22 protein-coding genes are annotated in these 26902 nt (G+C 60.3%); 11 read left to right on the forward strand and 11 right to left on the reverse strand.

The window, feature by feature from the left end:
* Positions 1 to 194: 194 nt before the first annotated feature.
* The 4 genes from BMZ63_RS05395 (at position 195) to BMZ63_RS05410 (ending at position 7562) form a co-directional block, all read left to right on the forward strand.
* Positions 195 to 2231 carry a TonB-dependent receptor domain-containing protein gene (locus BMZ63_RS05395; protein WP_091702714.1) on the forward strand — a complete coding sequence of 679 codons (2037 nt, stop codon included), beginning with the start codon at positions 195 to 197 and terminating at the stop codon, positions 2229 to 2231.
* A 169-nt stretch (positions 2232 to 2400) separates the two neighbouring features.
* Positions 2401 to 3153 carry an SDR family NAD(P)-dependent oxidoreductase gene (locus tag BMZ63_RS05400; RefSeq protein WP_091702717.1) on the forward strand — a complete coding sequence of 251 codons (753 nt, stop codon included), beginning with the start codon at positions 2401 to 2403 and terminating at the stop codon, positions 3151 to 3153.
* Between the two features lie 101 nt (positions 3154 to 3254).
* Positions 3255 to 4322, forward strand: coding sequence for an efflux RND transporter periplasmic adaptor subunit (locus tag BMZ63_RS05405; protein ID WP_091702719.1), 1068 nt, complete (start codon positions 3255 to 3257; stop codon positions 4320 to 4322).
* A gap of 6 nt (positions 4323 to 4328) precedes the next feature.
* Positions 4329 to 7562 (forward strand): efflux RND transporter permease subunit, encoded by a 3234-nt coding sequence (locus BMZ63_RS05410; RefSeq protein ID WP_091702722.1) that lies wholly within the window; start codon positions 4329 to 4331, stop codon positions 7560 to 7562.
* An 8-nt stretch (positions 7563 to 7570) separates the two neighbouring features.
* Here the strand turns inward: BMZ63_RS05410 and BMZ63_RS05415 are convergent, their stop codons facing one another.
* Positions 7571 to 8017 carry a potassium channel family protein gene (locus BMZ63_RS05415; RefSeq protein ID WP_091702725.1) on the reverse strand — a complete coding sequence of 149 codons (447 nt, stop codon included), beginning with the start codon at positions 8015 to 8017 and terminating at the stop codon, positions 7571 to 7573.
* 109 nt (positions 8018 to 8126) lie between these two features.
* On the opposite strand from BMZ63_RS05415, the gene BMZ63_RS15220 reads away from it, so the two are divergent.
* Entirely contained in the window at positions 8127 to 9362 is a 1236-nt protein-coding gene (locus BMZ63_RS15220; protein ID WP_265013599.1) for an efflux RND transporter periplasmic adaptor subunit, read from the forward strand.
* Positions 9359 to 12550 (forward strand): efflux RND transporter permease subunit, encoded by a 3192-nt coding sequence (locus BMZ63_RS05425; protein ID WP_091702727.1) that lies wholly within the window; start codon positions 9359 to 9361, stop codon positions 12548 to 12550. Before BMZ63_RS15220 ends, BMZ63_RS05425 begins: the two co-directional genes overlap by 4 nt.
* 119 nt (positions 12551 to 12669) lie before the next feature.
* Here BMZ63_RS05425 and BMZ63_RS05430 read toward each other — a convergent pair whose 3' ends face one another.
* The 5 genes from BMZ63_RS05430 to BMZ63_RS05450 all read right to left on the reverse strand — a co-directional run bounded on the left by BMZ63_RS05430 (position 12670) and on the right by BMZ63_RS05450 (position 17029).
* Complete coding sequence (locus BMZ63_RS05430) at positions 12670 to 13608, reverse strand: MotB family protein (protein ID WP_091702730.1); 939 nt, start codon at positions 13606 to 13608, stop codon at positions 12670 to 12672.
* A 3-nt stretch (positions 13609 to 13611) separates the two neighbouring features.
* Positions 13612 to 14388, reverse strand: coding sequence for a flagellar motor protein PomA (pomA, locus tag BMZ63_RS05435; protein ID WP_091702732.1), 777 nt, complete (start codon positions 14386 to 14388; stop codon positions 13612 to 13614).
* Between the two features lie 73 nt (positions 14389 to 14461).
* Positions 14462 to 14881, reverse strand: coding sequence for a YkvA family protein (locus tag BMZ63_RS05440; protein WP_091702735.1), 420 nt, complete (start codon positions 14879 to 14881; stop codon positions 14462 to 14464).
* A gap of 28 nt (positions 14882 to 14909) precedes the next feature.
* Positions 14910 to 16247, reverse strand: coding sequence for a DASH family cryptochrome (locus BMZ63_RS05445; protein WP_091702738.1), 1338 nt, complete (start codon positions 16245 to 16247; stop codon positions 14910 to 14912).
* A gap of 98 nt (positions 16248 to 16345) precedes the next feature.
* Positions 16346 to 17029: a type 1 glutamine amidotransferase domain-containing protein gene (locus BMZ63_RS05450; protein WP_091702741.1), complete on the reverse strand. Its 684-nt coding sequence runs from the start codon at positions 17027 to 17029 to the stop codon at positions 16346 to 16348.
* 207 nt (positions 17030 to 17236) lie between these two features.
* Here BMZ63_RS05450 and BMZ63_RS05455 point away from each other — a divergent pair, with 207 nt between their 5' ends.
* Positions 17237 to 18010, forward strand: a complete 774-nt coding sequence (locus tag BMZ63_RS05455; protein WP_227663456.1) for a substrate-binding periplasmic protein — start codon at positions 17237 to 17239, stop codon at positions 18008 to 18010.
* Between the two features lie 108 nt (positions 18011 to 18118).
* Positions 18119 to 18799, forward strand: coding sequence for a cytochrome b/b6 domain-containing protein (locus BMZ63_RS05460; RefSeq protein WP_091702744.1), 681 nt, complete (start codon positions 18119 to 18121; stop codon positions 18797 to 18799).
* Between the two features lie 17 nt (positions 18800 to 18816).
* Here BMZ63_RS05460 and BMZ63_RS05465 read toward each other — a convergent pair whose 3' ends face one another.
* Entirely contained in the window at positions 18817 to 19281 is a 465-nt protein-coding gene (locus BMZ63_RS05465) for a c-type cytochrome (RefSeq protein ID WP_091702746.1), read from the reverse strand.
* 202 nt (positions 19282 to 19483) lie between these two features.
* Here BMZ63_RS05465 and BMZ63_RS05470 point away from each other — a divergent pair, with 202 nt between their 5' ends.
* A complete protein-coding gene (locus BMZ63_RS05470; protein ID WP_227663455.1) occupies positions 19484 to 20311 on the forward strand; it encodes a substrate-binding periplasmic protein in 828 nt (275 codons plus the stop codon).
* A 12-nt stretch (positions 20312 to 20323) separates the two neighbouring features.
* On the opposite strand, the gene BMZ63_RS05475 is transcribed toward BMZ63_RS05470, so the two are convergent.
* The 4 genes from BMZ63_RS05475 to BMZ63_RS05490 form a co-directional block, all read right to left on the reverse strand.
* Positions 20324 to 21286, reverse strand: a complete 963-nt coding sequence (locus BMZ63_RS05475) for a sensor domain-containing diguanylate cyclase (protein ID WP_091702752.1) — start codon at positions 21284 to 21286, stop codon at positions 20324 to 20326.
* Between the two features lie 13 nt (positions 21287 to 21299).
* A complete protein-coding gene (locus BMZ63_RS05480; protein WP_091702755.1) occupies positions 21300 to 21680 on the reverse strand; it encodes a rhodanese-like domain-containing protein in 381 nt (126 codons plus the stop codon).
* Between the two features lie 64 nt (positions 21681 to 21744).
* Complete coding sequence (locus BMZ63_RS05485) at positions 21745 to 22476, reverse strand: sulfite exporter TauE/SafE family protein (RefSeq protein ID WP_091702758.1); 732 nt, start codon at positions 22474 to 22476, stop codon at positions 21745 to 21747.
* An 18-nt stretch (positions 22477 to 22494) separates the two neighbouring features.
* Complete coding sequence (locus BMZ63_RS05490; protein WP_091702761.1) at positions 22495 to 23859, reverse strand: CHAD domain-containing protein; 1365 nt, start codon at positions 23857 to 23859, stop codon at positions 22495 to 22497.
* 232 nt (positions 23860 to 24091) lie between these two features.
* On the opposite strand from BMZ63_RS05490, the gene BMZ63_RS05495 reads away from it, so the two are divergent.
* Positions 24092 to 25765, forward strand: a complete 1674-nt coding sequence (locus BMZ63_RS05495; RefSeq protein WP_091702764.1) for a methyl-accepting chemotaxis protein — start codon at positions 24092 to 24094, stop codon at positions 25763 to 25765.
* A 16-nt stretch (positions 25766 to 25781) separates the two neighbouring features.
* A complete protein-coding gene (locus BMZ63_RS05500; protein ID WP_227663454.1) occupies positions 25782 to 26852 on the forward strand; it encodes a TRAP transporter substrate-binding protein in 1071 nt (356 codons plus the stop codon).
* Positions 26853 to 26902: the final 50 nt, after the last annotated feature.

Consider the following 26902-nt stretch of genomic DNA (forward strand, 5'->3'; position numbering starts at 1 on the left):
AAAAAAAGGGCGTTGATTGAACCATAAAAGTGCACGGCGCTGCAAGTTCGGGGGTTGAAATCCGTGTGGGTTTTTGTTTGGCAATATCCCTTAAGGGGTGCGGCATTGTGTCTCAATTCATTGAAACGGGCCGCTTTTATAATCGGTGCCATTGAAAACTCCAGTTATAAGAGAAACAAGGAATCCACCCCGTGATGAAGACCCCTCTGGCTCGCTGCGTTGGCCTGGTTCTGGCCGGTTACTCTCTGGCGCCCCTGGCACAGACCCAGGCCGACACTGACAAACAAATGCTGATCCGTGTGACCGAGGGTCAGGCGGCCCCGGCATCCCGCCTGTCGGAAGCGGCTTTGGCATCCGAGCCGGCCGCGCGTCTCAATGCGGATGCGCGGGTCTCCATGTCCCGCCTCGGCGGCCGGGGACTGGACCCGGTGATTCACGGTCAGAGCCAGGAGCGGGTGGATGTGCTGCTCGATGGCATGCGGGTGGAAGGGGCCTGCCCCAACCGCATGGACCCACCCACCAGTCGATTGAGCAGTGCCCTGCCGCAAGTGCTTGAAGTGCGCACCAGCAACCAGACCCTGCGCTGGGGGCCGATTGCCGGTGGCCAGGTGGTTGCCACCACCGCTGCCCCCGAGTTTGGTGATTCCACCACTACCGGCCACGTGACCCTGGGCGGTTCGGATAACGGCGACGGCGTATTGGCCGCGGCCAGTGCGGCCGTGGGTAATGAAGACGCTTATATGCGCCTGTCCGGCGGCCATGAAGAAGCCAATGATTACGAAGATGGCGACGGCGATAAAGTACCCAGCGCCTTTGAAAATACCGAGGGCCGGGCCGAGGGCTTCTGGCGTGCCGATAACGGCTTCTACCTGAAAGGCTCCCTCAGCCGTCAGGAAGAGCGGGATGTGAAGTACGGCTCTGGTATGGACGCTCCGAAGACCGACACCGACATGTACAAATTGGAAATCGGCTCACCGGTGGCCAATGGCGACTGGACCCTGCTGGCCTGGCAGGCGGACGTGGATCATGTGATGGATAACTTCAGTTTGCGAGAGCCGCCGGTTCGTATGGGCAGTGAGCGTCCCATGCAGACTCTCTCGGAAACACGTACTCAGGGCGCGCGCCTGGTGGTCGATCAGGTGTTTAACTACACCAAAGAGCTGTCGTTTGGCGTGGACGTTGAGAGTAATAAGTGGGATGCAACCTTGTATGGCGAGCCGGGTGTTGAGCCTCCAACACAAGTTGCTTCGTTTATGTGGCCGGGGGTGGAGCGTGACCGGGTCGGTGTTTTTGTTGAAGGATTCCACCAGATTCGGGCCAACATCAAGTTGGGTGCCGGCATTCGTTATGACCGTGTGGAAATGGATGCCACGGAGGCTGACCAGGCTTACATGATTATGGGCCGTGGTATGAACACCGCTGCCGATTCATATGCCAATGAATATGGTGTGAATGACTTTGAGGTAACGGATGACAACACCAGCGCATTTATCAGTGGTGAATTCCGTTTGTCCTCGCGCAACACCTTTAACGTGGTGGCCAGCCACAGTGTGCGCAGTCCCGGCGTCAACGAGCGTTACGTTGCCCGAGATACTGCGATGGGCACCTGGATTGGCAACCCGGACCTGGATACCGAAAAACACCACAAGCTGGAACTGAGCCTGAAAGGCAAGGAGGGCAACTGGCAGTGGCGGCCGGCGGCGTGGATTGACGAAGTGGACGATTACGTTCTTCGCTATGACGACAATCCCGACCCGAATGTCAGTGATGCTCGCTACAAAAACATCGACGCCCGCCTGCTGGGCGTGGAAGCCGAACTGGGCTGGAGCAACGGCACCTGGAGCAGCGCCGGCGCTTTGACCAGCGTTCGCGGTTACAACAACACCGACAACTGGGATCTGCCACAGATTCCGCCGATCATGTACACCCACACGCTGGGCTGGCAGAGCCAGGGCCACAGTATTGAAGTTGAATGGCAACTGGCCCGGCGCCAGGACCGCATTGATGAACAATCCGGTCTGGACCCCAGTGAATCCCCCGGTTATGGCGTGTTCAACCTCAATGGCAATCACCCGCTGACGGATTTCCTTTCGGTCAGCTGGGCGGTGGATAACGTGTTCGATAAAGACTACGCGCCTCATGTCAGCCGTGAGGATTCCGTCACCGGTGAAGGCTTCCGGGTCAATGAACCCGGCCGCACCCTTCGGGCGGCCGTCACAGCCCGATGGTAAATGAGTTGTCAGGTTGCCCGCTCTCATAGCCGGCGGGTAGCTTTTATGCCCTGCGGGAGCCACCTGGCTCGCGTGGGGCTTTTTTGTGTTGCATCAACGTGTAACAGCTGGAATGGACTATGCTGGAATCGAAGACAGTCGATGGTTTCTGAATGAAAGGAAGAGAGCTATGCGTTTGAAAGGAAAGAGAATTCTTGTTACTGGCGGTGCCAGCGGTATTGGTCTGTCCTCGGTGGAGCGGTGCCTGGAAGAAGGCGCCTCAGTGGTCATTGCCGATCTGGCCGGCAGCGAAGGCGCCCATGAAGCGAAAGAGCTGGACGGCAGGCACCAGGGGCGTTGTCTGTTCATTCCGGTGGATGTCACCTCCACCGAAGAAGTCGACCAGATGGTGGCCAAAACCGTGGAAGAGCTTGGTGGCCTGGATGGGGTATTCAATAACGCCGGCATCGGAGGCATCTGCCCGGTCGAGGACTACGCCGATGAGGATTTCCTGCGCATCATTGATATCAATCTCAGCGGTGTGTTCCGGGTCGCCCGGGCGGCCATTCGCCAGATGTACAAACAGGGCAGCGGCAGCATTGTGAACTGCGCCTCCATTCTGGGGGTGTTTGGCCAGAGCAACACCGCTGCCTATACCGCCGCCAAGGGTGGAGTGGTCAACATGACCCGCACCCTGGCCATTGAAGGCGCGAAAAAAGGCGTGCGGGTGAATTCCATCGGCCCCGGCTACATCGATACCCCACTGATTGCCGGTCTGGATGAAGAGCTAAAGCAGAGCCTGATTGATCTGCACCCCATGGGGCGCCTGGGCAAACCTGAAGAAATTGCCAATGCCTTCCTGTTTCTGGTCAGCGACGAGGCCAGTTTTGTCACTGGCGCCAACCTGTTGGTGGATGGCGGCTTTACCGCCGGCAAATCCTGATGGAAGCAGCACGTTTGCGCCATTCTTTCGAGGCAAGGGTGCTGGTATCATGACATTCGTGGAATAGTTATTAGCAAAGAACTATAAGGAATCGACTGCTCATGTATACCCGACTGTTTGTTCACGCCAGCCTTGCGGCTGCGGCGCTGTGGTTTTCGGTTCATGCCATGGCGCAGGAGCCAGAGGCCATGGAAGCCACCGAAGTGCGGCAGGCTGTCATTCAGGAAACCGTACACCTGGACGGGGTGATTGAGGCGGTCAAACAGAGCACGGTATCCGCCCAGACCAGCGGCACGGTGGTTGAACTGCCGTTTGATGTGGACGATTCGGTGATGGCGGGGGATCTGATTGCCCGGCTGGACGACACCGAACAGCGTTCCCGTTTGCGACAGGCCCAGGCCAACCTGGACGAGGCCCTCTCCGGGCTGCAGGATGCCCGGCAGCAGTATGACCGCATTGAAGCCATTCACGAACGTGGCCTGGTGTCCCGGCAGGAATTTGACAGTGCCAGCAACAACCTGAGCGCGGCCCGGGCCCGTGTTGAACGGGCGCAAGCGGCAGTTGAGGAAGCGCGGGAACAGCTGGACTACACCCGTGTGATCGCTCCCTACGGGGGTATTGTCACCGAACGCCATGTGGAAATTGGCGAATCGGTCAGTCCTGGTCAGCCGTTGTTGAGCGGCCTCTCCCTGGAGCAACTGCGGGTAGTCGTTGACTTGCCCCAGCAATACGCCGACCTGGCTCGCAGTGAACAGCAGGCGACCGTCACCCTTTCCGACGGGCGGGTGCTGGATACTGGCGAGATGACCTTTTATCCCTACGCCAACCCGGAAACCCACACCTTCCGCCTGCGCATGCGCCTGACCGAGCCCAACGGCACGCTGTTCCCGGGCATGCTGGTGAAGGTTCAGGTGCCGGTAGCCAGTCGTGAAGCCCTGTGGATTCCCGCCACCGCGCTGGTTCGGCGCAGTGAGTTGCGGGCGGTTTTTGTGCTGAATGACGAGGATCAACCCCGTTTGCGGCAGGTTCGCACAGGTACACGCCAGAACGGCCAACTGGAAGTGCTGTCCGGCGTCAGTGCCGGTGAGCGTGTGGTCGCCAACCCGGCGGTGCTGGTGGGCAGTGAGCGCCTGGCATTGCCGGGCTCTGCCAACAAGGGTGGGGAGTAAGCGATCATGAGCGAAGAGCTGCCACCGGTAGGCCCGTCCGGCGCCATTGCGCGCGTGTTCCAGAACAACCATCTGACGCCCTTGCTGGCCATTCTCGCGATCATTCTGGGTGTGCTGGCTGTGGTTATCACCCCCAAGGAGGAAGAACCGCAGATTGATGTCACCATGGCCGACATCATGGTGTCCCTGCCTGGTGCCAGTGCCCGGGAGGTGGAAAGCGCCATTGCCACCCCGGCCGAACAGGTGATGAGCGAAATCAAGGGCGTGGAGCATGTGTATTCGGTTTCCCGGCAGGGCGAGGCGGTGGTGACCGTGCAGTTCGAGGTGGGTATTGAACGCCAGGAAGCACTGGTTCGCCTGTACAACCAGGTGTATTCCAACCAGGACTGGCTGCCGGCCGATCTGGGTGCCTCGCAGCCGTTGATCAAACCCCGGGGCATCGACGATGTGCCGGTAATGACCCTAACGCTCTACGACCCGACCGGCAACCAGACTGGCGAAGAGCTGACCCGCCTCGCCCACATGCTGGAAGTAGCGCTCAAGCGGGTGCCCGGCACCCGTGACATCTATACCGTGGGCGGCGTGCCGGACCGGGTGGATATCCGGTTTGATCCCGCCCTGCTGGCCGGTTTCGGGCTGACCACCGACGACATTGCGTCAGCGCTGGACTCGGCCAATAGCGCCAGCCAGGAGGCCCGGGTTACCCGCAACAACGTTTCTATCCCGGTACAGGCCGGAACCCTGCTGGAATCGGTGGCCGATGTACGCCGGCTGGTTGTTGGCATGCATAACGGCGCGGCGGTGTACATGGATGATGTGGCGGAAGTCAGCCGAGGCGGTACCGTGCCGGATCAGAGCGTGATGGCCGGTTTCGGTCCCGCGCATCCCGAGGCCCGCAGCGGTGAGCCTGGCGAGGTCTACCCGGCAGTCACCCTCGCCATTGCCAAGAAACCCGGCGAGAACGCCATCGATATCACCACCGCCATTGGCGAGCGGCTCGACGAACTTCGTAACCGGGCCTTGCCGCCCAACGTAGAAGTGCTGGTGACCCGGGACTACGGGGTGACCGCCTCCGACAAGGCCGACAAGCTGATTTCCGATCTGGTGTCCGCCACCCTCGCGGTCATGCTGCTGGTGCTGGCGGCCATGGGCTGGCGCCAGGCGCTGATCGTGGGGGTGTCCGTGCTGATCACCCTGCTGCTGACCCTGGTGTTCTCCTGGGCCTGGGGCTTCACCCTCAACCGGGTGTCGCTGTTCGCGCTGATTTTCTCCATCGGGATCCTGGTGGACGACGGCATTGTGATTACCGAGAACATCAACCGCCGTATCCAGAACACCCGCCGGGCCATCAAGGACATCATTCCCGTGGCGGTGGATGAGGTGGGCACCCCCACCATCATGGCCAGCCTCACCATCATGGCCGCCCTGCTGCCGATGGCGTTTGTGACCGGGCTGATGGGGCCATACATGAGCCCGATCCCCATCAACGCCTCGGCGGGCATGGTCATTTCGCAGATTGTTGCTTTTGTGGTGGCGCCCTGGCTGGCTTTCCGGTTACTCAAGCACAAAAAAGGCGAAGCCATTGAGGAAAGTGGTGGTGGCAACCCCAGTTCTGCTGAGGGTGTCAGTCCGGCTGCCCTCAAACTGTTCGGCATCCTACTCACGCCGTTTCTCGGAGAACACGCCTGGCGTCGGCGCTTGCTGGGTCTCGGGGTTGTTGGCCTGACCCTGGTGGCGGCCTCCCTGCCGGTATTTCTGGCGGTCATTCTTAAAATGCTGCCGTTCGACAACAAGTCGGAAATGCAGGTGGTGCTGGACATGCCCGAGCGCACGCCGGTGGAGCAGACCCAGCGAGTGTTGATGGAGATGGGGCAGTATCTGGAACGCGTTGACGAAGTCTCGGACTGGCAAACCTACGCCGGTACCGCCGCGCCCATCAATTTTAACGGTCTGGTGCGGCAGTATTACCTGCGCAGCGAGCCCTATCAGGGCGATATTCAGGTAAACCTGGCTGGTGCCGAGGCCCGTGACCGGCAGTCCCACAATATTGCTCAGAGCTTGCGAGGGCCGCTGACAGACATTGCGGATAAATACGACGCGAAGGTGAAGATTGTCGAAGTGCCCCCCGGCCCGCCGGTGCTCTCGCCGGTGGTGGCGGAAGTGTACGCCGCCGATGCCTTCCGCCGTGCCGAGCTTGCCACCCTCATCGCTGAAAATATGACGGAAGTGCAAGGTCTGGTGGATATCGACACCACCCTGGAAGCGCCCACCCGGCAGTGGGAAGTGGTGGTGGACCGCGCCCGGGCCGCGCGCCTGGGTATTTCCCAGGCACAGGTGGTGCAGACCCTGCAAACCGCCCTGGGCGGTGCTGGCGTCAGTTACCTGCACGACGACCAGGCCAAATACCCCGTACCCATCCGGGTGATTCTGGGCGAGGGCGACAAGGCTCAGCCGTCGGCCCTGCTGTCCATCAAGGTCCGTAGCCGCAGTGGCGAACTGGTGCCGCTGGCCAGCGTGGCCGAGGTGCGAGAAGCCGATTGGATGGGCGCCATCCACCACAAGGATTTGCTGCCGGTCACCTATGTGACCGCCGACATGGCCGGCGATATCGATTCGCCCCTGTACGGCATGTTTAACATGGTTGATCTGCTCAAACAGCAGCCAGACGCACCGGAACAGTTCTTCATCCAGCAGCCGCCCGTGCCGGAAAAAGGCACCCTGAAATGGGACGGTGAGTGGCAGATCACTTACGAAACTTTCCGGGACATGGGGGCTGCCTACAGCGTGGGCGTGTTCATGATTTTCGTGCTGCTGGTGGCGCAGTTCCGTTCCTACATTCTGCCGCTGGTGATCATGGCGCCGATTCCGCTGACCCTGATCGGCATCATGCCGGGGCACGCTCTGCTGGGTCGGGAATTCACCGCCACCAGCATGATCGGCATGATCGCCCTGGCCGGCATCATTGTGCGCAACTCGATTTTGCTCGTGGTCTTTATCAAACAGTTACTGGAGGAAGGCATGGAGCTGGAGAAAGCCGTGGTGCTGGCGGGAGCCGTGCGCATCAAACCCATCGCCCTGACGGCCATTTCGGCGATGGTGGGCGCTTACTTCATTCTCAGTGACCCGATTTTCAACGGCCTGGCCATTTCCCTGGTATTTGGCCTGGCCATGTCGACCTTGTTCACCGTGATTGTGGTGCCCTTGCTGTATTACACCCTGGCCCGCTGCAAGTGGATCTGAGCGAGTGACTATCGAGTTGGCCAGTAGCGCTGCATTTCCAGGAACAGGAACGAGGCGCTCCAGGTGATCAGCAAAAAGCCGGTGAGCGCTTCGATGCCGGTCAGGTAGCGCAGGGCCCCAAGGGCTTCAATGTCGCCATAACCGAGTGTGGTAAATGTGGTGAAGGAAAAATAGACAGAATCGAGCAGGCTGCCATTGAAGTTGCCGACCAGCTGGCCCCAGCCCTGGGCGTTGTGCATGAAATAGAAGGCGGTGGCAAAAATCCACACTTGCAGCGCGTGGGCCGTCAGGCAACCAAGTACCGCGAAGGTAAGCCGAAAATGATGACTGCGGCGCATTTTGGGAAGAAAGCTGCTAAGGCGCATCAGCGCCTCATTATGGATAACCACCACCACGCACACGAGAAAACAGTTCAGGAGTGTGACATTTAACAAAGTGTCGTGGCTGCTTTCCATGCGCGGGTCCGGAAGGTGGATTGTTGTTATGAGAAAACCAAACAGATTAATGGATTGTATAGTAGCTCACTGTTTCACCACACCCCAACCTGATTGAGCACGAACCACGATGACCCCAAGCCTGCTGAAAAAACTGTTGCCCCTGTTGATTGTTGCCATTGGCGTTCTGGTGTTTGTGGTGTTGAGGGTAACCCGTCCGGAGCCGGCCCAGATTGAAGCCACGGAACGAAGCTGGCGAGTAAAGGTCCAGGCGGTACAGCCGGCAACCCATGTGCCGGTGCTCTCTCTGTATGGTGAAGTTGTGGCACCGGATCAGCAGGTTGTCTCCGCGACCCTGCCTGGGCGGATTGCCCAGCGCCCGGTTGAGGAAGGTGCCGAGGTGCGGGCCGGCGATTTGCTGGTGGCGCTGGATGTGGCGGATATCGAGCCGGTACTGGCTCAGGCCCGGGCGCAGGTGCAGGACCTGGAAGCCCAGCTGCGCTCCGAACAGGTGCGCTACCGTAATGACCAGCGGGCACTGGAAAGCGAGCAGGCCATTCTGGACAACGCCCGGCGCCAGCATGAACGCATCCGTTCGCTGGTGAACCGCAACCTGGCGTCCCGGGAAAACCTGGAGGTTGCGACCGACGCCCTGGCCCGTGCCGAGTTGACGGTCACTACCCGCCAGCGGGCGATCGAGGAACACCCGGCGAGGGTGCAAAGCCTGGAAGCCAAACTGGCCCAGGCCCGGGCCAACCTGGCGGCCACTGAACTGGATGCTGAACGGGCCCGGGTAACCGCGCCGTTTGATGGACGGGTGACCAGTGTGCAGGTCTCGGTGGGTGATCAGGTGTCACCGAATCAGGCATTGCTCACCGTTTATCCGCTGGAAGGGCTGGAAGTCCGTGCCAGGGTGCCACAGATGTTCCAGCAGGAGCTGATAGAAGCACGCGCCGATGGACAAACGCTGGTGGCCCGGTCCGGCGATGGCAGGCGGAGCTTCGAGCTGGAGCGGTTTGCCGGGCTGTCTGACCCCGCCGGCACCGAAGCGGTACTGAAACTGACGGGCCCGGCCCGCGGGCTGCGCCCGGGCGCACTGGAGACCCTGGAGCTGGAACGCCCGGCCCGGGACCGGGTGGTGTCGGTGCCGTTCAGCGCCCTATATGGTTCCGACAGTGTGTATCTGTTGACTGACGACAGCCGCATGCGCCGGATTGAGGTGGAGCGTGTGGGCGAAGCTCGCGGTGCCGATGGTGAGCGACGACTGTTGATCGCCGGCGATCAGTTGCAAGCCGGTGAGCGGGTGATTATCACCCACCTTCCCAATGCCGTGACCGGCCTGAAAGTTGAGGCCACTGAATTATGAGTCGCAGGAAATCCGGCGTCATCGGCTTCTTCGTCCACCACCGGGTCGCCGGCAATCTGGTGATGCTGGTGATGTTGCTGGGCGGTGTGCTGGCGCTCACGCGCATGAACATCCAGTTCTTTCCCACCTTCGCGCTGGATGTGGTCAGTGTACGGGTGGTCTGGAGTGGCGCTTCGGCCGAAGACATCGAGCGGGGCATAACCGATCCGCTGGAGCAACGCCTGCGCAGTGTCGATGGCCTGAAGAAAATGACCTCCACCTCGGCCCAGGGGGTGTCGTCCATCAGCCTGGAATTCCACGAAGATACCGACCCGATCCAGGCCGTGGACGACGTTCGCCAGAACGTGGATGAATTCACCAATCTGCCTGCCGATGCCGAAGAGCCCCAGGTGGCCCGGGTGGAAAGGTACGAGCCGGTGGCGCGCATGCTGGTCTATGGCGACGTGGACCGAAGGGAGCTGCGGCAACTGGTTTACCGGTTTGAGGACGAGCTGCTGGAGCGGGGCATTGATCGCATCAACATTCGCGGTCTGCCCGAACAGCAGATCAGCATTGATGTACCGGTGGAACGGCTGGAAACCCTGGACCTGTCGCTGCAACAGATCGCCGACCGGGTCGCCTCCCTGTCCCGGGACCTGCCGGCGGGCATGATGGCCCAGCAGGATGCCACCCGTGAGTTGCGCTCGCTTGAACAGCGGCGCAGCCCCCAGGCCTTCGAGACCATTCCAGTGCTCAGTGGGGACCGGATTCGCCTGCAACTGGGTGATATTGCCATCATTCGCCAGGAAGCCCGGGAAAACCAGACCACCATGGAAAACCAGGGAATGCCGGCGGTAGAGCTGCAATTGCAGCGGGCGGAAGACGGCAATTCCCTGGCAGCAGCCAACGCCCTGGAAGACTGGCTGAAAGACACCCGGCCGGCCCTGCCACCAAGTGTCGATATCGAAGTCTACGACCAGACCTGGCAGTTGATTGAAGAGCGGATTTCGCTGCTGGTGAATAATGGCCTGGGTGGTCTGGTGCTGGTGGTGTGCCTGTTGTACCTGTTCCTGCCGGGCCGCGTGGCCGCCTGGGTGGCCGTGGGCATTCCCACCGCCTTCATGGCGGCACTGGCCGTGCTCTGGCTGGTGGGTGGCTCCATCAACATGATGTCGCTGTTTGCCCTGATCATGGCCCTGGGGGTGATTGTTGATGACGCCATTGTGGTGGGTGAAGACGCCGATGCCCACGCGCGCCTGGGCGAACCATCCATCTACGCGGCCGAAGGGGCCGCCAAGCGGATGGTCTGGCCGGTGCTGGCCTCGTCCCTGACCACGGTGGCAGCCTTCATGCCGTTGCTGGTGGTGGGTGGCATCATCGGCAATATCCTGGGGGATATCCCGCTGGTGATGATCTGTGTACTGGTGGCCTCCTTGCTGGAGTGCTTTATCGTTTTGCCGGTACACCTGCGCAGCGCGTTCGTCGGCAAGGCACGGAAACCGGCCTTGCCCGGGGGCTCTGACGAGAATTCCGGCGAGCCCGCCCAGCCGCCGCGGCCGAATGCGGTGGTCCGGCTTCGTCAGGGGTTTGAACAGCGTTTTGACCATTTCCGGGAAGGGCCCTTCCGCCGCTTTTCCCGCTACACCCTGAAGCACCGCGGCATCACCCTGGCGTCTGCCCTGGCGCTGGCGGTGATGACCGCGGGCTTGCTGGCCGGCGGCCGCCTGGGGTTCAACTTCTTCCCCACACCGGAACCCTCGGTGTTCTATGCCAACGCCAATTTTGTCGCCGGCACCGACAAGCGCACCGTGGCGGATTTCATGCGTGAAATGCAGCGATCGCTCAACGAAACTGAAAAAGCCCTGGGCGGTGACCTGATTCTGCATGCGGTTACCACCTTTGGCGCCACCCAGGGTGCCGAGGGCAGTTCCCGCAACGATGACGAGCTGGGTTCGATGCTGGTGGAACTGGTACCCTCGGATCAGCGCGATGTTCGCAATGCAGGGTTCGTTCGTGAGTGGCGGGACCGCATAGAACTGCCGGCCGGCATTGATTCGCTGAACATCAACGAGCGCCAGGCCGGCCCGCCGGGGCGGGACGTTAACGTGCGCCTGACGGGCGACGATGCCGAACAGCTCAAGAGGGCGGCGGACGAAGTGTCGCAGGCGCTCGGAACCCTGCCGGGCGTACTGGATGTGGAAGACGACATGCCCTGGGGCCGGGAGCAGCTGATTTACCAGGTCAGTGCCTATGGTGAGGCACTGGGCCTGACCACTGCTGACCTTGGGCAGCAATTGCGGGCGGCCTTTGACGGGCAGATTGCCCAGATCTATCAGGATGGCCGCGACGAGATGGAGGTGCGGGTACAACTGCCCCGTGATCAACGGGAGCAGTATTCCACCCTTGAACGGATGACCGTTCGGGTGCCGGATGGCCGGTTTGTGCCGTTAACCCAGGTGATGAACCTGGACCACCGTCAGGGCTTCCAGGCCCTGCGCCATGCCGAGGGCAAACTTGCGGTGGAAGTCACCTCCGCGCTCAATACCAGCGTGACCACCACCGATGACGTGCTCGAAAGCCTGCAGGCCGGCCCGTTGCCGGAAATCGCCTCACGCTACGGGGTGCGTTACAGCTTCGAGGGCCGCTCGGCCGATCAGCGGGAAACCATGGAGGACATGAAAACCGGCCTGGTGATCGGGCTGGCGCTGATGTACGTGGTGTTGGCCTGGGTCTTCGCCTCCTGGAGCCTGCCGTTGATCGTCATGGCGATCATCCCCTTTGCCCTGGTGGGCGCACTGCTCGGCCATTGGTTGATGGGGCTGCAACTGACCATTCTTTCCCTGTTCGGGCTGTTTGGCCTGTCCGGGATTGTGGTCAACAACGCGATCATCCTGGTGGCTTTCTACAACCAGCAGCGGCAGAAAGGCCTGGGCATCACCGATGCGCTGAACGAAGCCGCCGTGCAGCGGGTACGGGCCGTGTTGCTCACCTCCCTGACCACCATCGGCGGCCTGCTGCCGTTGCTGTTTGAAACCTCGCTGCAGGCCCAGTTCCTGATTCCCATGGCCACCTCCATCGCTTTCGGCCTGGGACTGTCCACCTTCCTGGTACTGCTGGTGATTCCGGCGCTATTGAGCTGGCTGGAGCAGTTCCGGGAGTGGCGGGGGAAGGAGAATTATCAGGGGACGGTAGGCAACCAAAGCGAGTAAGTGGGCTGGCAGGCCTTTCCAAGACCGTGCGGAGCCATGGATGGCGGAGCTCGAGCGGGACAGGGAAGTCTTTACAGCGTGTCTTGGAAAGGCCTGCCAGCCCGCTTACGGGTTGTAACCTACCAAGTTATTTCGCCCTGTGGCTCGGAATCGTCGGCGGGCGGATCCACCGTCAGATCAATATCCGGCTCGTCCTGTGGCACAGTCAGCCCCTGCTCGGCCATTTCCTGCAGACGCATCTGCTCCAGCTGCATGGGCCCGGCCAGGTCGACAATAATCTCCACACGCCGGTTTTTCGCGCGGTTTTCAGAACTGGTATTGGGCTCGAGCGGCTCGGTATCGGCCAGCCCCGTCACCCTCAAACGCCCCGGCTGAATCTGGTCCCGGGCCAGCAGCACGTTCGCCACCGCGGCTGCCCGGGCGGCCGACAAATCCCAGTTGCTCTGGAACCGGGACGTGCTGATGGGGACATCATCGGTATGACCCTCAACGGCCAATTCGCCCGGCATGTCGGCGAGAATTTCCGCCATATCCAGCAGCAACCCCTCGGACTCCCAGGTTAGCTGGGCCGAACCTGAAGGGAATGATCCCTTCTCTTCCACGCGAATGACAATCCGCCGCTGGTTCTCGCTGACATTAATCCGGCCATCGTCGATGGCCGGCTCCAGAACGTCGCGGATTTTTGCCATGTCTTCCTGAAGCTGGCGCTCAACCGCGCGTTCGGCTTCCTGTTCGGTGGGACTTTTCAGGGTCTGGATTTCCGGGGCGTCGGTGGTGGTCGTTTGCTTGACCTCGTTCACCAGCGTGGGCTCCGGGGGCGCCGGAGAGAACTTGTCGAAGATCGGGCTGGTGCCTTCGGGAATTTCCAGTACCGGGACTTCCCGCTGAACGCCGAAGGCCTTGGACAGCTCGCCGGCAATCTGCTTGAACTTCTGGGCGTCGATTTCGGAAAACGACAGCAGCAGTACAAAAAAGCACATCAGCAGTGACATCAAGTCAGCAAAGGTGACCACCCATGCCGGTATGCCCGGTTTTTCCTCTTCCGGCAACTCTTCCATGTTCTAGGCGGCCTCTTGCTGCTCGTTGTCTTCCTTTTCCCGTTCTTTGGGTGGCAGGTAGCTGGACAGCATCTGCTCGATGATGCGCGGGTTGGTGCCCTCCTGAATGGCCACCAGGGCATCAATGTAAAGTGACTGCATGCGCGCCTCTTCGGTCATGCGCAGGGACAGTTTGTCGGCAATCGGGTTGGCAATCATGGTGGCGATCATGGCGCCGTACAGGGTGGTCAGCAGGGCCACCGCCATGGCCGGGCCGATGGATTTCGGGTCTTCCATGTTGGAGAGCATCTGCACCAGGCCGATCAGCGTACCGATCATGCCCATGGCCGGGGCTACGTCGCCCAGGGCGGTAAAGACCTTGGCGCCGGAGCGATTGTGGTCGATGGTCATCAGTCGCTCTTTGCTGAGCAGCTGTTTGGTGGTCTGGGCGGTCTGGCCATCCACCAGCATCTGAATGCCCTGGGACAGAAACGGTGAGTGCACTTCCCGCCCTTCCAGGCCCAGTACTCCTTCCTTCCGGGCGACCTGAGCGATTTCCACCAGTTCATCAATGCTCTCGCGCACTTCCGGCAGCTTGAACTTGAACGCCCGGGCGGCGGCCTTGAAGGCGCCAAAAAACTGCCCGAAGCTGAACTTGGAGAGTACCACCAGAAAACTGCCGCCAACGACGATCAGCAGGGAAGCAGGGTTCACAAAAACGCCGGGCGAGACTCCAAGAATAATGGCAGCGCTAATCAGTAGCATGGCCCCGGACAGGCCGATCAGAGTGGCGAAATCCACAATAACTCCGTTTATTTCAATTGGGCAGCGTTCGAGTGGGCCGGAGCTTACCGGCTGTGCAGTCCTTGATCAATCAATGGTTAGCTTGCTCGTTTTCTTTCTCCTGCTGCATCTCCTTCCAGGCCGCGTAGCGGTGCAGATCGCCTTCCACCAGTTTCAGGCAGAAGGCGATAATGGTGGCGTCGTCCAGCAGGCCGAGGCCGACAATCAGGTCCGGGATCAGGTCCAGCGGGTTAATCAGGTACAACAGGGCGCCGGCGATGGCCGCCACGCTTTTCCAGGGAATGGCGCGGTAGTTGCCCTGCCAATAATCCCGCACCAGGGAGAACATCAACCTGATGTCGGTACGCAGCCGTTGCAGGCGACCGCTCTGGGCCATTTTCTGCTCAATAACCCTGCGTTTCTCAAGCAGGGTTTTGAGGTCCCGCTTTTCCAGCCTGCGGGCTTCCTTGTCCAGTTGGTGCCGGGCGGTTTTGTCGGAGAATAATGCCATGGTTTGTGCGCTTATGTATTGATTGGCGTCAGGCTATTGGCCAGTCGGCGGCATCCACCTGGTGCCGGGGGACCGGTCGGGCCGCATGCCCGTGCCAGCGTTGAGTGAAAGTGCCTTCAGGGTCGTACTGTTCTGCCTGTCTGGCCAGGTTGAACTGCCGCAATCCCCTCGGGTCTGCGCCGACACCCGCCAGATACTGCCAGTTACCGTAGTTACTGCCCGGATCATAGTCTACCAGTTGCTGCTCGAACCAGGCAGCGCCATATCGCCAGTCCAGTTCCAGCTCGTTGACCAGGCAGCTGGCCACCAGTTGTCGGGCCCGGTTGCTTATATACCCGGTTCGACGAAGCTGGTTCATGGCTGCGTTGACCAGCGGGTATTCGGTGTTGCCTTCACACCAGGCCCGGAAACGTTGTGGATAGAAAGTTACCGGGCGCCGCTTGTGCTGTATACCATCGCGGCAGAACAGCCTGCGCCCGTGCCTGAACGCGTACCAATGAAAATATTCCCGCCACAACAGTTCAAACCACAGCCAGTAGGTGGACTCGTTGCGCTGATAATCCCGTTCATATTGCTCGATGGTCGCGGCGACCTCCCGGGCAGACAGGCTGCCGTTGGCCAGCCAGGGGGAAAGTTTGGAGGACGATGGCCAGTGGTCCAGGGCGTTGCGGGTCTGTTTGTAGCGGGCGATGCCCTGCTGCTCGAATACAAAGGCTTGCAGCTGGCGTAATCCGGCCTGTTCGCCGCCGGTAAAACCGTTGGGATGACCGGGTTCGGCAATGGCCGGGCACTCGCCACGGTTGTCTTCGGCGAAGCCCGGCGGTGGCGGCAGGGATGCCAGGGTGCGGATGCGCAGCTGGTTGGCATAGCGCTCGCCCTGCTTTTCTACCTGTTTTCGGAACCCTGAAAAGGTATCGGGCATGTTTCCCAGCGCCATGGGCAGGCTTCCCTCGGTGAACAGGCTGAGGGTCTCAAACTGTTGAAACATCCGTTCCGGTAGGGATTGCCGAAGCTGCTGCCAGAGTTGTGTCTCCTCGGTGCCGGGAAGTCGCGAGCGAATCAGCCGGGTAATGTCGTACTCGCGGACCAGTTCCGGCAATACCTGTTCGGGCAGGCCCCAGGCAATGTGCAGGCGCTGCCCCATCACCCGCAGGGACCGTTCCAGGTCCATCAGGGTTTGCCAGAGAAAACGCCAGCGGTGAGGCCCCATCCGTTGGTGAGGGAGCCGGGGATTGCTGATGGCGTCGGTAAACCAGCGCGGGTCCACCACGTAGACACACAACAGCATGTCCGACCGGGATGCGGCCAGCAGAGCGGCGTTGTCGTGCAGTCTCAGGTCGCGGGTGAACCAGTAAAGTGTTTTCAAGGTCGTTTTTCCATCCGGGCGTGTCAGGGGCTTGTGGTCAAGCTTACGCACACCCGGCGGAAAAGGATTTCGGTGTGAGTGAATTCGGCCCGCGGGGTTTAGCCGTCCTGCAGTGCCTGCAGAACCGCCTTGGCGGCGCCTTCGGACGAGGCCGGATTCTGGCCGGTAATCAGTTTGCCATCCACCACGATGTGCGGGGCCCAGTCATCGCCCCGGGTGTAGCGGGCGTTGTTTTCCTTCAGCATGTCCTCAAGCAGGAACGGCACGACACCGGTCAGTTGCACGGCTTCTTCTTCGGTGTTGCTGAAGCCGGTTACCTCGCGGCCGCCGACAATGTTTTGCCCGGGTTTGATAAACACGTTTTTGAATACGGCCGGAGCGTGGCACACCGCGCCTATCACCTTGTCCTGCTCATGGGCGGCCTTGATCAGTTCGGCGGACTTCTCGTCATTGGCCAGATCCCACAGCGGGCCGTGACCGCCGGGGTAGAAGATGGCGTCGTAACGATTCATGTCCACGTCCGCCAGCTTCTTGGTGCTGGCCAGCATTTCCCGGGCCTGGGCGTCCTGGCGGAACCGGCGGGTGGATTCGGTCAGGGCCTCTTCCGCTTCACTGTTGGGGTCCACCGGCGGCTGCCCGCCTTTGGGGGAAGCCAGGGTGATGTCCGCGCCGGCGTCCTTGAACACGTAAAAAGGCGCGGTGAACTCTTCCAGCCAGAAGCCGGTTTTGTGGCCGGTATCGCCCATCTGGTCGTGGGATGTCAGTACCATCAGTACTTTCATTGGACGCTCCTTTTTGTGCCGCCAGTGGTTGGCGGGCGTTTAAAATGAGGGTTTTCGCTGCCTACCCAACACGTTTGTGATTGGGTACGGTCATTTCAAGATGTGTGATCGGTTGCCGCCTCTGGTAGTACGCTTAACAGGGCAGTATGGATGGCTTTGCAGGCTATACTGAAAAGGAACTATAAAAAGTTCAGGATATACTTCTTTATGCAACAAAGAGTTCCGAGCCGGTGGCTGGCGATCTGTCTGGCGCTTTTGGTGACCATGGCGTGGGCCGGGACTGGCGCAGGCGCAGAGGGTGAGCCGGCGGTGACGGTGACCGTTGGCGTGGATCATTCGCCCCCGTACCGGATTGTCGATAACGGCCAGCGGTCCGGTCTGTATCTGGATATTTTCAACGAGCTGGCGGAACGTCTGGGCTGGCAGGTGGCGTACGAGCGGGTGCCGTTTCGGCGTATTCTGCTTCTGATGCGCGAGGGCGACGTGGATGTCATGCTCGGCCCGGTGCAGACCGACAACCGCCAGGAATACATGACCTACGTGGCACCGGCATTTCCCCCGGAGCGTCGGCTGTTTTTCTTCCTCGATGAAGACCATCGCATCGACGGTTATGGTGATCTGCAAGGCAAGCGGGTGGGTGTACTGGAAGGTGCCCGCTATTTCCGGCGCTTTGACAGGGACGCCAGTTTGCACAAAGTGCCCGCCCCACGTTATGAGAACCTGATGAAAATGTTGGAAAAACAGCGGGTGGATGTGGTGATCGCTCCGGAAATGGCCGGACTCAGGGCGGCCGCCGCCCTGGACGCCAGGCCCCGCGTGTCGCCCTTTTTTGTGCCCGGTGAGCCGGCGTGGATTGCCGTTTCCAATGGTTCACCGCTGCTCAATCATACTGACGAAATGCTGTCGGCTTATGAGAGCATGGAGCAGGACGGGGTGATAGAAAGCCTGATGCTCAAATATCTGGCCCGGCCAGTGCCCTGACCTGCTGGCTTTGAGGCCCGCCAATGCGGACTGCTACGGATGGCTCCGGGAACTTCGCTTGCTTATGGTTGTCAGCCTGTCACCCGTTTCCGAATAAAAGGATTTACCATGAAAACGATTCGCCTGTGGGATGTGCCAACACGCCTGTTTCACTGGTTGCTGGTTCTGGCGGTTGTCGGTTCCGTTGTCACCATCAAGCTGGGCAGCAGCTGGATGGACTGGCATGAGCGTTTTGGTCTGGCGGTAATCGGCCTTCTGAGCTTCCGCCTGGTGTGGGGTGTTGCCGGTTCCACCTATGCCCGTTTTACCGGTTTTGTTCCTGGCCCGGGTGCAGTCGTGGCCTATTTGCGCGGCCAGTGGCAGGGTGTGGGTCATAACCCTCTGGGAGCCCTGTCGGTGCTGGCGCTGATCGGTCTGTTTGGCTTCCAGGCGGTAACCGGCTTGTTCGCCAATGATGATATCGCCTTTGATGGCCCGTTGGCCTCGCTGGTGTCTTCCGGTTGGAGCAACACCCTGAGCAGCTGGCACCGTCAGGCGGAATGGTACCTCTATGGGCTGGTGGCCCTGCATGTGTTGGCGGTGATGTATTACACCCATGTGAAGAAAGACAACCTGGTTAGGCCGATGGTGACCGGGCGTAAGGTGGTTCCGGGCGAGCAGGCGGAAGATGCCAAAGGTGGTGGCTGGCTGGCGTTTATCGTGGCGGTTGCCATTGCGGCAGGGGTTGTATGGGTGGCGAATGGCGGTCTGGTGCCGCCACCGCCACCCACGCAGGACCTGGGCTGGTAATCAGCCCGGCCCCGGTTTTATTCGGCGCGGAAGTTGTCGTGGCAGTTCTTGCAGGTTTCGCCCACTTTGGCGAACTGCCGGGCCACGGCCGCTTTGTCACCGGAAGCGGCGATCTCTTGCAGCTTGCTGGATTCCTGAGCAAAGCTGACGGCGATTTCCTGCACCTTGTCGAGCTCGTCGAAGAAGTTGGGCTTCAGACGGGTGTCATCGGCACGGTCATTGGCGCTGTCCCGGCTGTACAGGGTGCCCATGCCTGAGTTGGCCACGGCGGCAATGGCGTTGGCGGCCGCGGCAATCTGCTTCTCATCGTATTCCACTTCTTCATCAACGGCCTGGGCCTTGATCTTGCCCATGTTCCAGGCGGCGAACTGGTAGGCACTCTGGCGGGTCTCAATCTGGTCTTCCACGCTCATCTGGGCGGCGGCGGGCATGGCCAGGGCCGAGGCCAGCAGTGCGGCGGAAAGTACGGTCGTTTTTTTCATTTCAGATCCCTCTTTGTTTATCGGTTCATTGCAAAGCGGCACTATATCGATAGGGCTACTGACAAGTAACCTATCGGCATAGTGCCATTCCAGACAGATATATGTCCGTAAAGTTCACGCGGATCAATTTCTGGCGTGGCACCCCGTGGTGACCGCTGTTAAAGTTGGTTGAGTTTGTCACATACGATACTGCGGAACGCCTATGACTGAGTTGTTTTCGGGACGCCGGACCACGCCATTTTTACGCCACTTTGTTTTCTGGTTGGCCATGGCAGGTTCGGTTCCTATGGCTTACGGCCAGTCCGAAGGCGTTTGCGATACTCTGGTGGTCAGTGGCAATCCCGAATACCCGCCTTTGCTCTGGCGCCCGGCGGATAACCCCTCAACCTTGGTGGGGGCGGTGCCGGCGCTGCTACGGGAGATCGTTGAGCCGCTGGGCATTGAAGTGAAAGTGAAGGACCTCGGGTCCTGGGCCCGGGTGTTGCATCAGGCCCGTACGGGTGAGCTGGATCTGATCGCCGGCGCCTTTATTACCGATGAGCGCCAGACCTTCCTGGATTATATCCAGCCACCGATTACCTGGCAGCCCACCCATATCTGGGTGGCCCGTGGCAGGGAGTTCAATTACCGGTACTGGTCCGATTTACGGGGCAAGCGGGGCGCGACGCTGATCAACAACAGTTTCGGTCAGGATTTTGACCGCTTTGCCGAGGATCATCTGTCCATCGAGGGTATCCGTACCATCGAGCAGTCCTTCCGGATGGCCAAGCTGGGCCGGGTGGATTACGTGCTTTACGAGCATCTGCAGGGGCACGCCAAGCTCGCCCGCCTGGGGCTGGAGGATGAATTTGTGGATCTGCTGCCACCGATCAGCAGCGAACCTCTTTATTTCGCCTTTCCCCGGAACTCTGCGTGCAATACCGAGGCGCTACGCTCAGCCTTCGCCGAACGGCTGGCGGAAGCCACCGGCGACCGCCGTATTGATCGGCTGTTGGAGGAATACACGGATCGGTATCTGAACGAAAAGTGACCAGTGGTGGGGTCAGGCGTCCGGCAGATTGACGTTCACCTGGCTCCGGCCCAGGTCCTTGGCGCGGTAAAGGGCGCGGTCTGCCCGCAACATCAGGTCTTCCAGGCGCTGGTCACCATCGGCCAGCACGGTTACCCCAAAACTGGCGCTCGCTGGGATCTTGTGGCCGCGATAAACGATCTCTGCACCCAGAATCAGTTTGAGCAGCCGCTCGGCCATCTCCCTGGCCTGCAGCGCGTCGGCTTCCGGCAGCAGCAAGGCAAACTCTTCGCCGCCCATGCGGGCTGCGCAGTCGGAGTCCCGCACGCGGCCATGCAGTAATCCGGCAATGTGTTTCAGTACTTCATCGCCGGCCTCGTGGCCGTGGGTGTCGTTGACCTGTTTGAAAAAATCCAGGTCCATCATGATCAGCGCCAGAGGGGTTTTGTACCGCTGTGCCTGGCTCAGCAATTGCCCACCGCAATGGAAAAAGGCACGCCGGTTGTTCAGGCCGGTGAGCTGGTCGGTCAGCGAGGCCTTGTGGGCGGCCTCGTGGGCCTGTTTGAGCGACAGTTCCATTTCCTTGCGTTCGGTGATGTCGGTGGCGATTTCCAGGCGCACCAGCCGGCCGTCGGTCCAGTGTATGGCCTGGTCACGGCACTGGTACCATCGTTTGTCGAGCTGGTTCTGGAATTCCCACACGTGGGTGCCGGCCGGAAGCCCGTCCGGCTTGCGCAGCAGGTGGTTGGTGCAGAAGTCACAGGGACCATCGCCGTCCTGCAGGACCTGCCAGCACTTGCGCCCACGGATATCGCCCCAGATCCGGCGGCCGTAGTCGTTCATGTAAAGCAGGTCGTGGGTGTCGAAATCAGACACATAAACGAGCGCATCCAGATTGTCGAGAATCGCCTGCATGCCGGCGGCCGAGGTGGCTCCGGTGTCGACGGCCTGCCCGTTGCGGGCAGGCAGGTTCAATGACGGGATGCGGGTTTCCATGGGGTCGGATGTTTTATTCGAAATCTGGCAGATCGGGCGATGTGGTGTCTTTGCCTGCCTGTTGCCAGGCGTCGAAACCGCCGGCAATGGATTTGATATGCCGGTAGCCCATTTCCTGAAGAACCTTGGCGCTCAGAGCGGCGCGGCCGGAGCTCTTGCAGTACACAACGATGTTCATGTCTCGGTTTTCCAGGGCGGGGTCAGTGCTGAACTTGAATTCCAGCCGGCCGCGGGAAACGTTGGTGGCGCCGGGAATATGGCTGACCTGGTATTCGTCGGCATCGCGGACATCCAAGAGCAGGTCGGCCTGCTTGATGGCCTCGTCGGCCTGGTCGACCGAGATCTCCTCGACCTGTTTCCTGGCTTCTTCAACGAAATCGTGTGCAGTTTTCATGGTGCCTCCTGTAATCGGTCAAGCATGAACCAGAATGATGGATTTTGCGAGCCCCCGGAAAGGCTCAGAGAGTTAATAAGCCGCGTACCAGCGCAGCGCTGCCAGCCACGGCGGCTATGCCCAGAATGAGCGGTCGTAATCGTTCGAATGGTACCCGGTGTACCAACCGGCCAGACAACCAGAAACCCAACAGTACTCCCGGGAAGGTGGCTGCGAACAGAAGGAATTCCCGGTAGCCCAGATAGCCGGAGAACAACAGCGCCGTCAGGCTGAGAAAACTGGCCACCAGGAAAAAGGCCGACATGTTGGCGCGCACCAGCGGGCCCTTTTCATTCTGGTAGATCAGTGCAATGGGTGGACCCCCGATGGCAGTGATGGTTCCCATGTAAGTGGAAGCGGCGCCGGCAATGGCGCTGTTGGCGGCATTCAGCCGCGGCCGGAGGCCGCCAACGCTCAGGGCTACACCGGCCAGGATCAGCAGGCCGAAAATCAGCTCGAAGCCCTTGGGGGACAGAACCGCCAGGGTCATGCCGGCCAGTATCATGCCGATCACGCCGCCGCCAATGGCAAACCGGACCTGGCGTATCTCCAGCGCCGCCCGGTTGCGCACCAGCATGAAAATGGTCAGCAGCGTGGCGTTAAGGACCAGTGGTGCCGGCAACAAAATGGGGCTGATCAGAAACAGCAGCGGCGCTGACAGGGTGCCGATGCCATAGCCGGCCACGCCCTGCAGACAGGCTCCGGCGGCAATGGCCAGGTTGGCCAGAACCAGTTGTAACAGTGAAATGTCGGGCAAGTGGGGGCGTCCTTCTGGTTAGCTTGGCACCTGACCATAATCCGGCAGTCCGCCCATGGCCAGTATTACCCGACGAACGTCGGCTTTCTCCGCTTGCATTCGCCGGGTCAGGTCGTGGGCCGCCGCCGGCAGAATATCCGGCGCCTGTTCCTGGAAACCGCGAACCAGCTCGCCCTGCACGTGCAGGTCCTGGAAGCGGCCGTAAAGCTCCTGGCGCTCCTTCATTTCTTTTAACGCCTGCCTGAACGGTTCCGGATTCAGCTCCATCAGGTAACGGATACGTTTAAGCTGCTTGCGCAGACTGTGGATCTTTTCATCGGGCGAATTGTGCAGGAGCTCCGCGGTGGCCCGGTTGAAGTTCCTGACCCGGCGGTTCACCGCCTTGGCGATATCCCGTGTGGCCAGGTTGGCCGCGAGTTTCCTGAAAGCGCCGGAATGAAGCAGATCCTCCCAGTCATGCAGGGTGCGGCGATAGCTCTTGCTGTCCATGTGCGCGACCAGTGCCTGGTGTTCATGGTGGGCTTCGGTCAGCGCCCAGGTTTCCAGGGCCGTTTGCAATTCGCCGTTGTTCTCCACCCGTTCCGGCAAGTCCTGCAGAAAGACGTGCAGATCCCTTAACCGGCTGGTGGCCCGGGCGTGTTGTTTCAGGGGTTTGATATAACCTGCCAGGGTTTTGTCGCCGGTAATCTCCTTCAGGGACTCGGCAATGGCCCTGCTTCGACGCAGGGCAATCCTGAATTGGTGCAGGAATTCATCATCCAGGCCGGTTCTCACCCCCGGCTCCAGTTCGTGCAGCCGTTTCAATTGATGTTGCAGTGCCTTTGGTATGCTTTTTTCTGGCGCCTCGCCGGTGGTTTTGGCGCGTTTTTTACGCTTTCGTGCGAACTCCCGGTAACTGTACTCTTTCGGAGTGAGAAAGTTTTCAAGCCTGCCCTGGCCTTTATCCAGTTTGGCCCAGGGTTTGTCCGGCAGATTCAGGCAGATAAAGCTGGCGGTGGGCAGATGGGCCGGCGGGTGTTTGAGCAGATAACCGGCCAGGTCCAGCAACGCGGGGTTGTGGCCGACAATGGTTACGGTATCCTGCTCATCGCCCAGCGTTTGCAGCCAATTGAGCAGTTTTCGGTAGTCAAAGGTGTAGAGGCCCGGCTCGATCGCCACCCGGTTTTCCGGAAAGGCCGGGGGCAGAATGCCGTCAAGCGTGGCCCGGGCGCGCCTTGCGTCGCTGGCGTACAGCTGGCCACCCAGTGCGCCGGCACGGCTGAGCGCTCGCGCCAGTGGCTGCAGTTGTTCCTGCCCTCGGGCATTGAGAGGGCGGTCCCGATCTTGCAGAGTGTCGTCCTGCCAGCTGGATTTGGCGTGCCGGACAAGATACAGGTGCTTCATGGTGCCCTCCGGTGTGTTAAATGATGAAACTTTAGTCTGACACAGGCTAAAGTCGTTTACATGGTGGCCGATAAGTTAACGACTCGTAACACTTGATATAGCAGGCTTCGCAGCCGGTTGCCGGCCTTAACGCGTGTAACTTTGGCACACACTCGTTAACAAACTGGAATAGCCTTATGGCCAAACCTGTGCATAATTCGCGAGCCTGAAACATTGATCCGGAGCAAGAAACATGTCTTTCCTGAACAAGTTCAAAATCCGAACCCGGCTGCTGATCGGCATCATTTTGCCGGTGTTGCTGACCGCGGGCATCATTGCCTGGATCACGGCAAACCAGATACAGGCCAATGGCGAGGCTGAACTGGATCGCCTGGAGCGGGAGTTGTTGGATACCCACAAAGCCGGTTTGAAGAACCTGGTGGAATCCGCCCGCGACGTGATGATGGAGGCGAAGAACAACGCCTGGTCCGAGGAGGAAGCCAAAACCGAGGCTCGCGAGCGCATGCGCTCGATCATCTTCGACGAGACCAACTACGTCTTTGTTTACGACGAGGACCTGAACAACCTGGCCTATGCGCCGGATCCGTCAAAAGAAGGCCCCACCAAGAATGCCGATTCCCGGAAGGTGTTGAGCAACATTTACCAGGCGGCCGAGAATAATGAGTTCTACCAGTACGACTGGACCAATCCGGCCACCGGCAAGGTAGAGCCGAAGGTGTCCTACGCCATGATCATTCCCGAGTGGGACTGGATGGTGGGTGCCGGTGTTTACATCACCGACATTCAGGCAGTGCTGGCGGAAACCAAGCAGGAAATTGATGAAGCCATGGCGCGCGCCCTCAGCTTTATCCTGATGGTGACGGTTGTGGTCATCGCCGGGGCCGTTGTTATCGGCATGCTGGTGGGCCGCACCGTAACCGGCCCGATCCGCCAGGTCAGTGACATGATGCGGGAAATCGCTGATGGTGACGGTGACCTGCGCCATCGCCTGCCGGAAGACGGTACCGACGAGCTGGCTGTGCTGGGCAAGCGGTTCAACCACTTCATCGTGAAGATTCAGGACACTGTGCGGGAAGTGGGTGCCACCACCGATCAGGTGGCTTCTGCGGCGGAAGAGCTGAGCAGTGTTGCCAGTGAAACCCGCCAGTCTGTACAGGAGCAGGGCAGCGAGACCGATCAGATCGCCTCGGCCATCAATGAAATGGCCGCGACCATCCAGCAGATTGCCGGTAACGCCAACTCGGTGGAAGGTGCGGCATCCGATGCCGACCGCATGGCCCGTGAAGGTGGTGAAACCATCAGCAGCGCCCAGACCTCGGTGAACCACCTGTCCGAGGAAATCGAGAGTACCGCCAAGGGTATCGATGCGCTGGCGGAGAAATCCGGCGACATTCAGCAGGTGCTGGACGTGATCCACGCGGTCACCGAGCAGACCAACCTGTTGGCCCTGAACGCCGCCATCGAGGCGGCCCGTGCGGGCGAACATGGCCGTGGCTTCTCGGTGGTTGCCGATGAGGTGCGCCAGCTGGCCAAGCGTTCGGCCGAATCCGCCGACCAGATCCGCGAGATGATTGATGGCTTTGTGCAGGAGTCCAAAGCCTCGGTTGAGCGCATGAGCCATTCCCGCAAGAGCTCGGAAGAAACCGTTGAGCGTATTAATCACGCCACTGCGGCTCTGAATACCATCGTCAGCTCGGTTGGTCATATTCATGACCAGGTCACCCAGATCGCCACGGCCGCAGAGCAGCAGAGTCAGGTGGCCGAGGAAATCAACCAGAACGTGGTGCGCATTGTTGATGCCGCCCAGCGCAGCGATACCGGCGTGAATCAGACCAACGAGGCTAGCCATGAACTGGCACGCCTGGGTGAGCACCTGCGCGAGTTGGTTAACCAGTTCAAGTTCTGACAGGGAGAATGACAACGTGAGTATTCGCAAGACCCTGCTGGCGGCGGCTGCCTGTGCCGCCGGCCTGCTGGCCACACCGGCGCTGGCCGAGAAGACCTACACGTTGCGGCTGGCAGAGACCTGGGGGCCCAACTCTCCCATTCTGGGTGAGACGACGCGCCACTTTGAAGACATGGTGGAAAGCATGTCGGGCGGGCGCATTGAAGTGCGGATTGATTCGGCCAACAAGCACAAGGCCCCGTTTGGCATTTTTGATCTGGTGCGCTCGGGTCAGTACGACATGGGGCACACGGCCTCTTATTACTACAAGGGCACCATTCCCAACGCCATGTACTTCACCACCGTGCCTTTCGGCATGCTGGCTCCGGAGCAATACGCCTGGTTTTACTATGGCGGTGGCATGGAATTGATGCAGAAGGTCTACGAGCCCTACGGCCTGCTGTCGTTTCCCGGCGGCAACACTGGCAACCAGATGGGCGGCTGGTTCAACGAGGAAATCACCTCCGTTGAAGATCTGCAGGGCCTTAAAATGCGCACGCCGGGCTTTGCCGGCGAGGTGATGGCCGAGCTGGGCGTGGCGGTAACCAACCTGCCGCCGGGCGAGCTTTACACCGCACTGGATCGCGGCACCATTGATGCCTTGGAATGGGTGGGCCCGGCTCTGGACTTCCCCATGGGCTTTCACCAGATCGCCAAATATTACTACTCCGGCTGGCAGGAGCCGGGTGCCGAGGTGCAGTTCCTGGTCAACCAGAAAACCTGGGAGCGCCTGCCGGAGGAATTGCAGGACATACTGCGGGTGGCCATGCGCACTGCGGCCTACGACATGTATGCCAAAAGCACCAACGACAACGCGGACGCCTGGGCGCGCATGAAGGAGGAATATCCGGAGGTGGAGCACAAGGTATTCCCGCCCGAGGTTATCGATGCCCTGCGTGAAACCACCCATCGCCTGTTGGCGGAATACGCCGAGGAAGATCCGCTGGCCAAGGAAATCATCAACTCCCAGCGGGACTACCTGAGCAAGGTTCGCAAGTGGACCAACATTTCCGACAAGGCCTATCTGAACAGCGTTGCAGACCAGTAAGCCGTCAATGGTCGAAATGACAGGGTGCGAGGGCGCAGATAGTGGCCTCG

The sequence above is a fragment of the Marinobacter persicus genome (assembly GCF_900114155.1).
In the GTDB taxonomy this organism is placed as follows: Bacteria; Pseudomonadota; Gammaproteobacteria; order Pseudomonadales; family Oleiphilaceae; genus Marinobacter; species Marinobacter persicus.

Coding starts and splice junctions, on each gene's coding strand:
- BMZ63_RS05395 (WP_091702714.1), top strand. CDS start 195: ATGAAGACCCCTCTGGCTCGCTGCGTTGGCCTGGTTCTGGCCGGTTAC.
- BMZ63_RS05400 (WP_091702717.1), top strand. CDS start 2,401: ATGCGTTTGAAAGGAAAGAGAATTCTTGTTACTGGCGGTGCCAGCGGT.
- BMZ63_RS05405 (WP_091702719.1), top strand. CDS start 3,255: ATGTATACCCGACTGTTTGTTCACGCCAGCCTTGCGGCTGCGGCGCTG.
- BMZ63_RS05410 (WP_091702722.1), top strand. CDS start 4,329: ATGAGCGAAGAGCTGCCACCGGTAGGCCCGTCCGGCGCCATTGCGCGC.
- BMZ63_RS05415 (WP_091702725.1), bottom strand. CDS start 8,017: ATGGAAAGCAGCCACGACACTTTGTTAAATGTCACACTCCTGAACTGT.
- BMZ63_RS15220 (WP_265013599.1), top strand. CDS start 8,127: ATGACCCCAAGCCTGCTGAAAAAACTGTTGCCCCTGTTGATTGTTGCC.
- BMZ63_RS05425 (WP_091702727.1), top strand. CDS start 9,359: ATGAGTCGCAGGAAATCCGGCGTCATCGGCTTCTTCGTCCACCACCGG.
- BMZ63_RS05430 (WP_091702730.1), bottom strand. CDS start 13,608: ATGGAAGAGTTGCCGGAAGAGGAAAAACCGGGCATACCGGCATGGGTG.
- BMZ63_RS05440 (WP_091702735.1), bottom strand. CDS start 14,881: ATGGCATTATTCTCCGACAAAACCGCCCGGCACCAACTGGACAAGGAA.
- BMZ63_RS05450 (WP_091702741.1), bottom strand. CDS start 17,029: ATGAAAGTACTGATGGTACTGACATCCCACGACCAGATGGGCGATACC.
- BMZ63_RS05455 (WP_227663456.1), top strand. CDS start 17,237: ATGCAACAAAGAGTTCCGAGCCGGTGGCTGGCGATCTGTCTGGCGCTT.
- BMZ63_RS05460 (WP_091702744.1), top strand. CDS start 18,119: ATGAAAACGATTCGCCTGTGGGATGTGCCAACACGCCTGTTTCACTGG.
- BMZ63_RS05465 (WP_091702746.1), bottom strand. CDS start 19,281: ATGAAAAAAACGACCGTACTTTCCGCCGCACTGCTGGCCTCGGCCCTG.
- BMZ63_RS05470 (WP_227663455.1), top strand. CDS start 19,484: ATGACTGAGTTGTTTTCGGGACGCCGGACCACGCCATTTTTACGCCAC.
- BMZ63_RS05475 (WP_091702752.1), bottom strand. CDS start 21,286: ATGGAAACCCGCATCCCGTCATTGAACCTGCCTGCCCGCAACGGGCAG.
- BMZ63_RS05480 (WP_091702755.1), bottom strand. CDS start 21,680: ATGAAAACTGCACACGATTTCGTTGAAGAAGCCAGGAAACAGGTCGAG.
- BMZ63_RS05490 (WP_091702761.1), bottom strand. CDS start 23,859: ATGAAGCACCTGTATCTTGTCCGGCACGCCAAATCCAGCTGGCAGGAC.
- BMZ63_RS05495 (WP_091702764.1), top strand. CDS start 24,092: ATGTCTTTCCTGAACAAGTTCAAAATCCGAACCCGGCTGCTGATCGGC.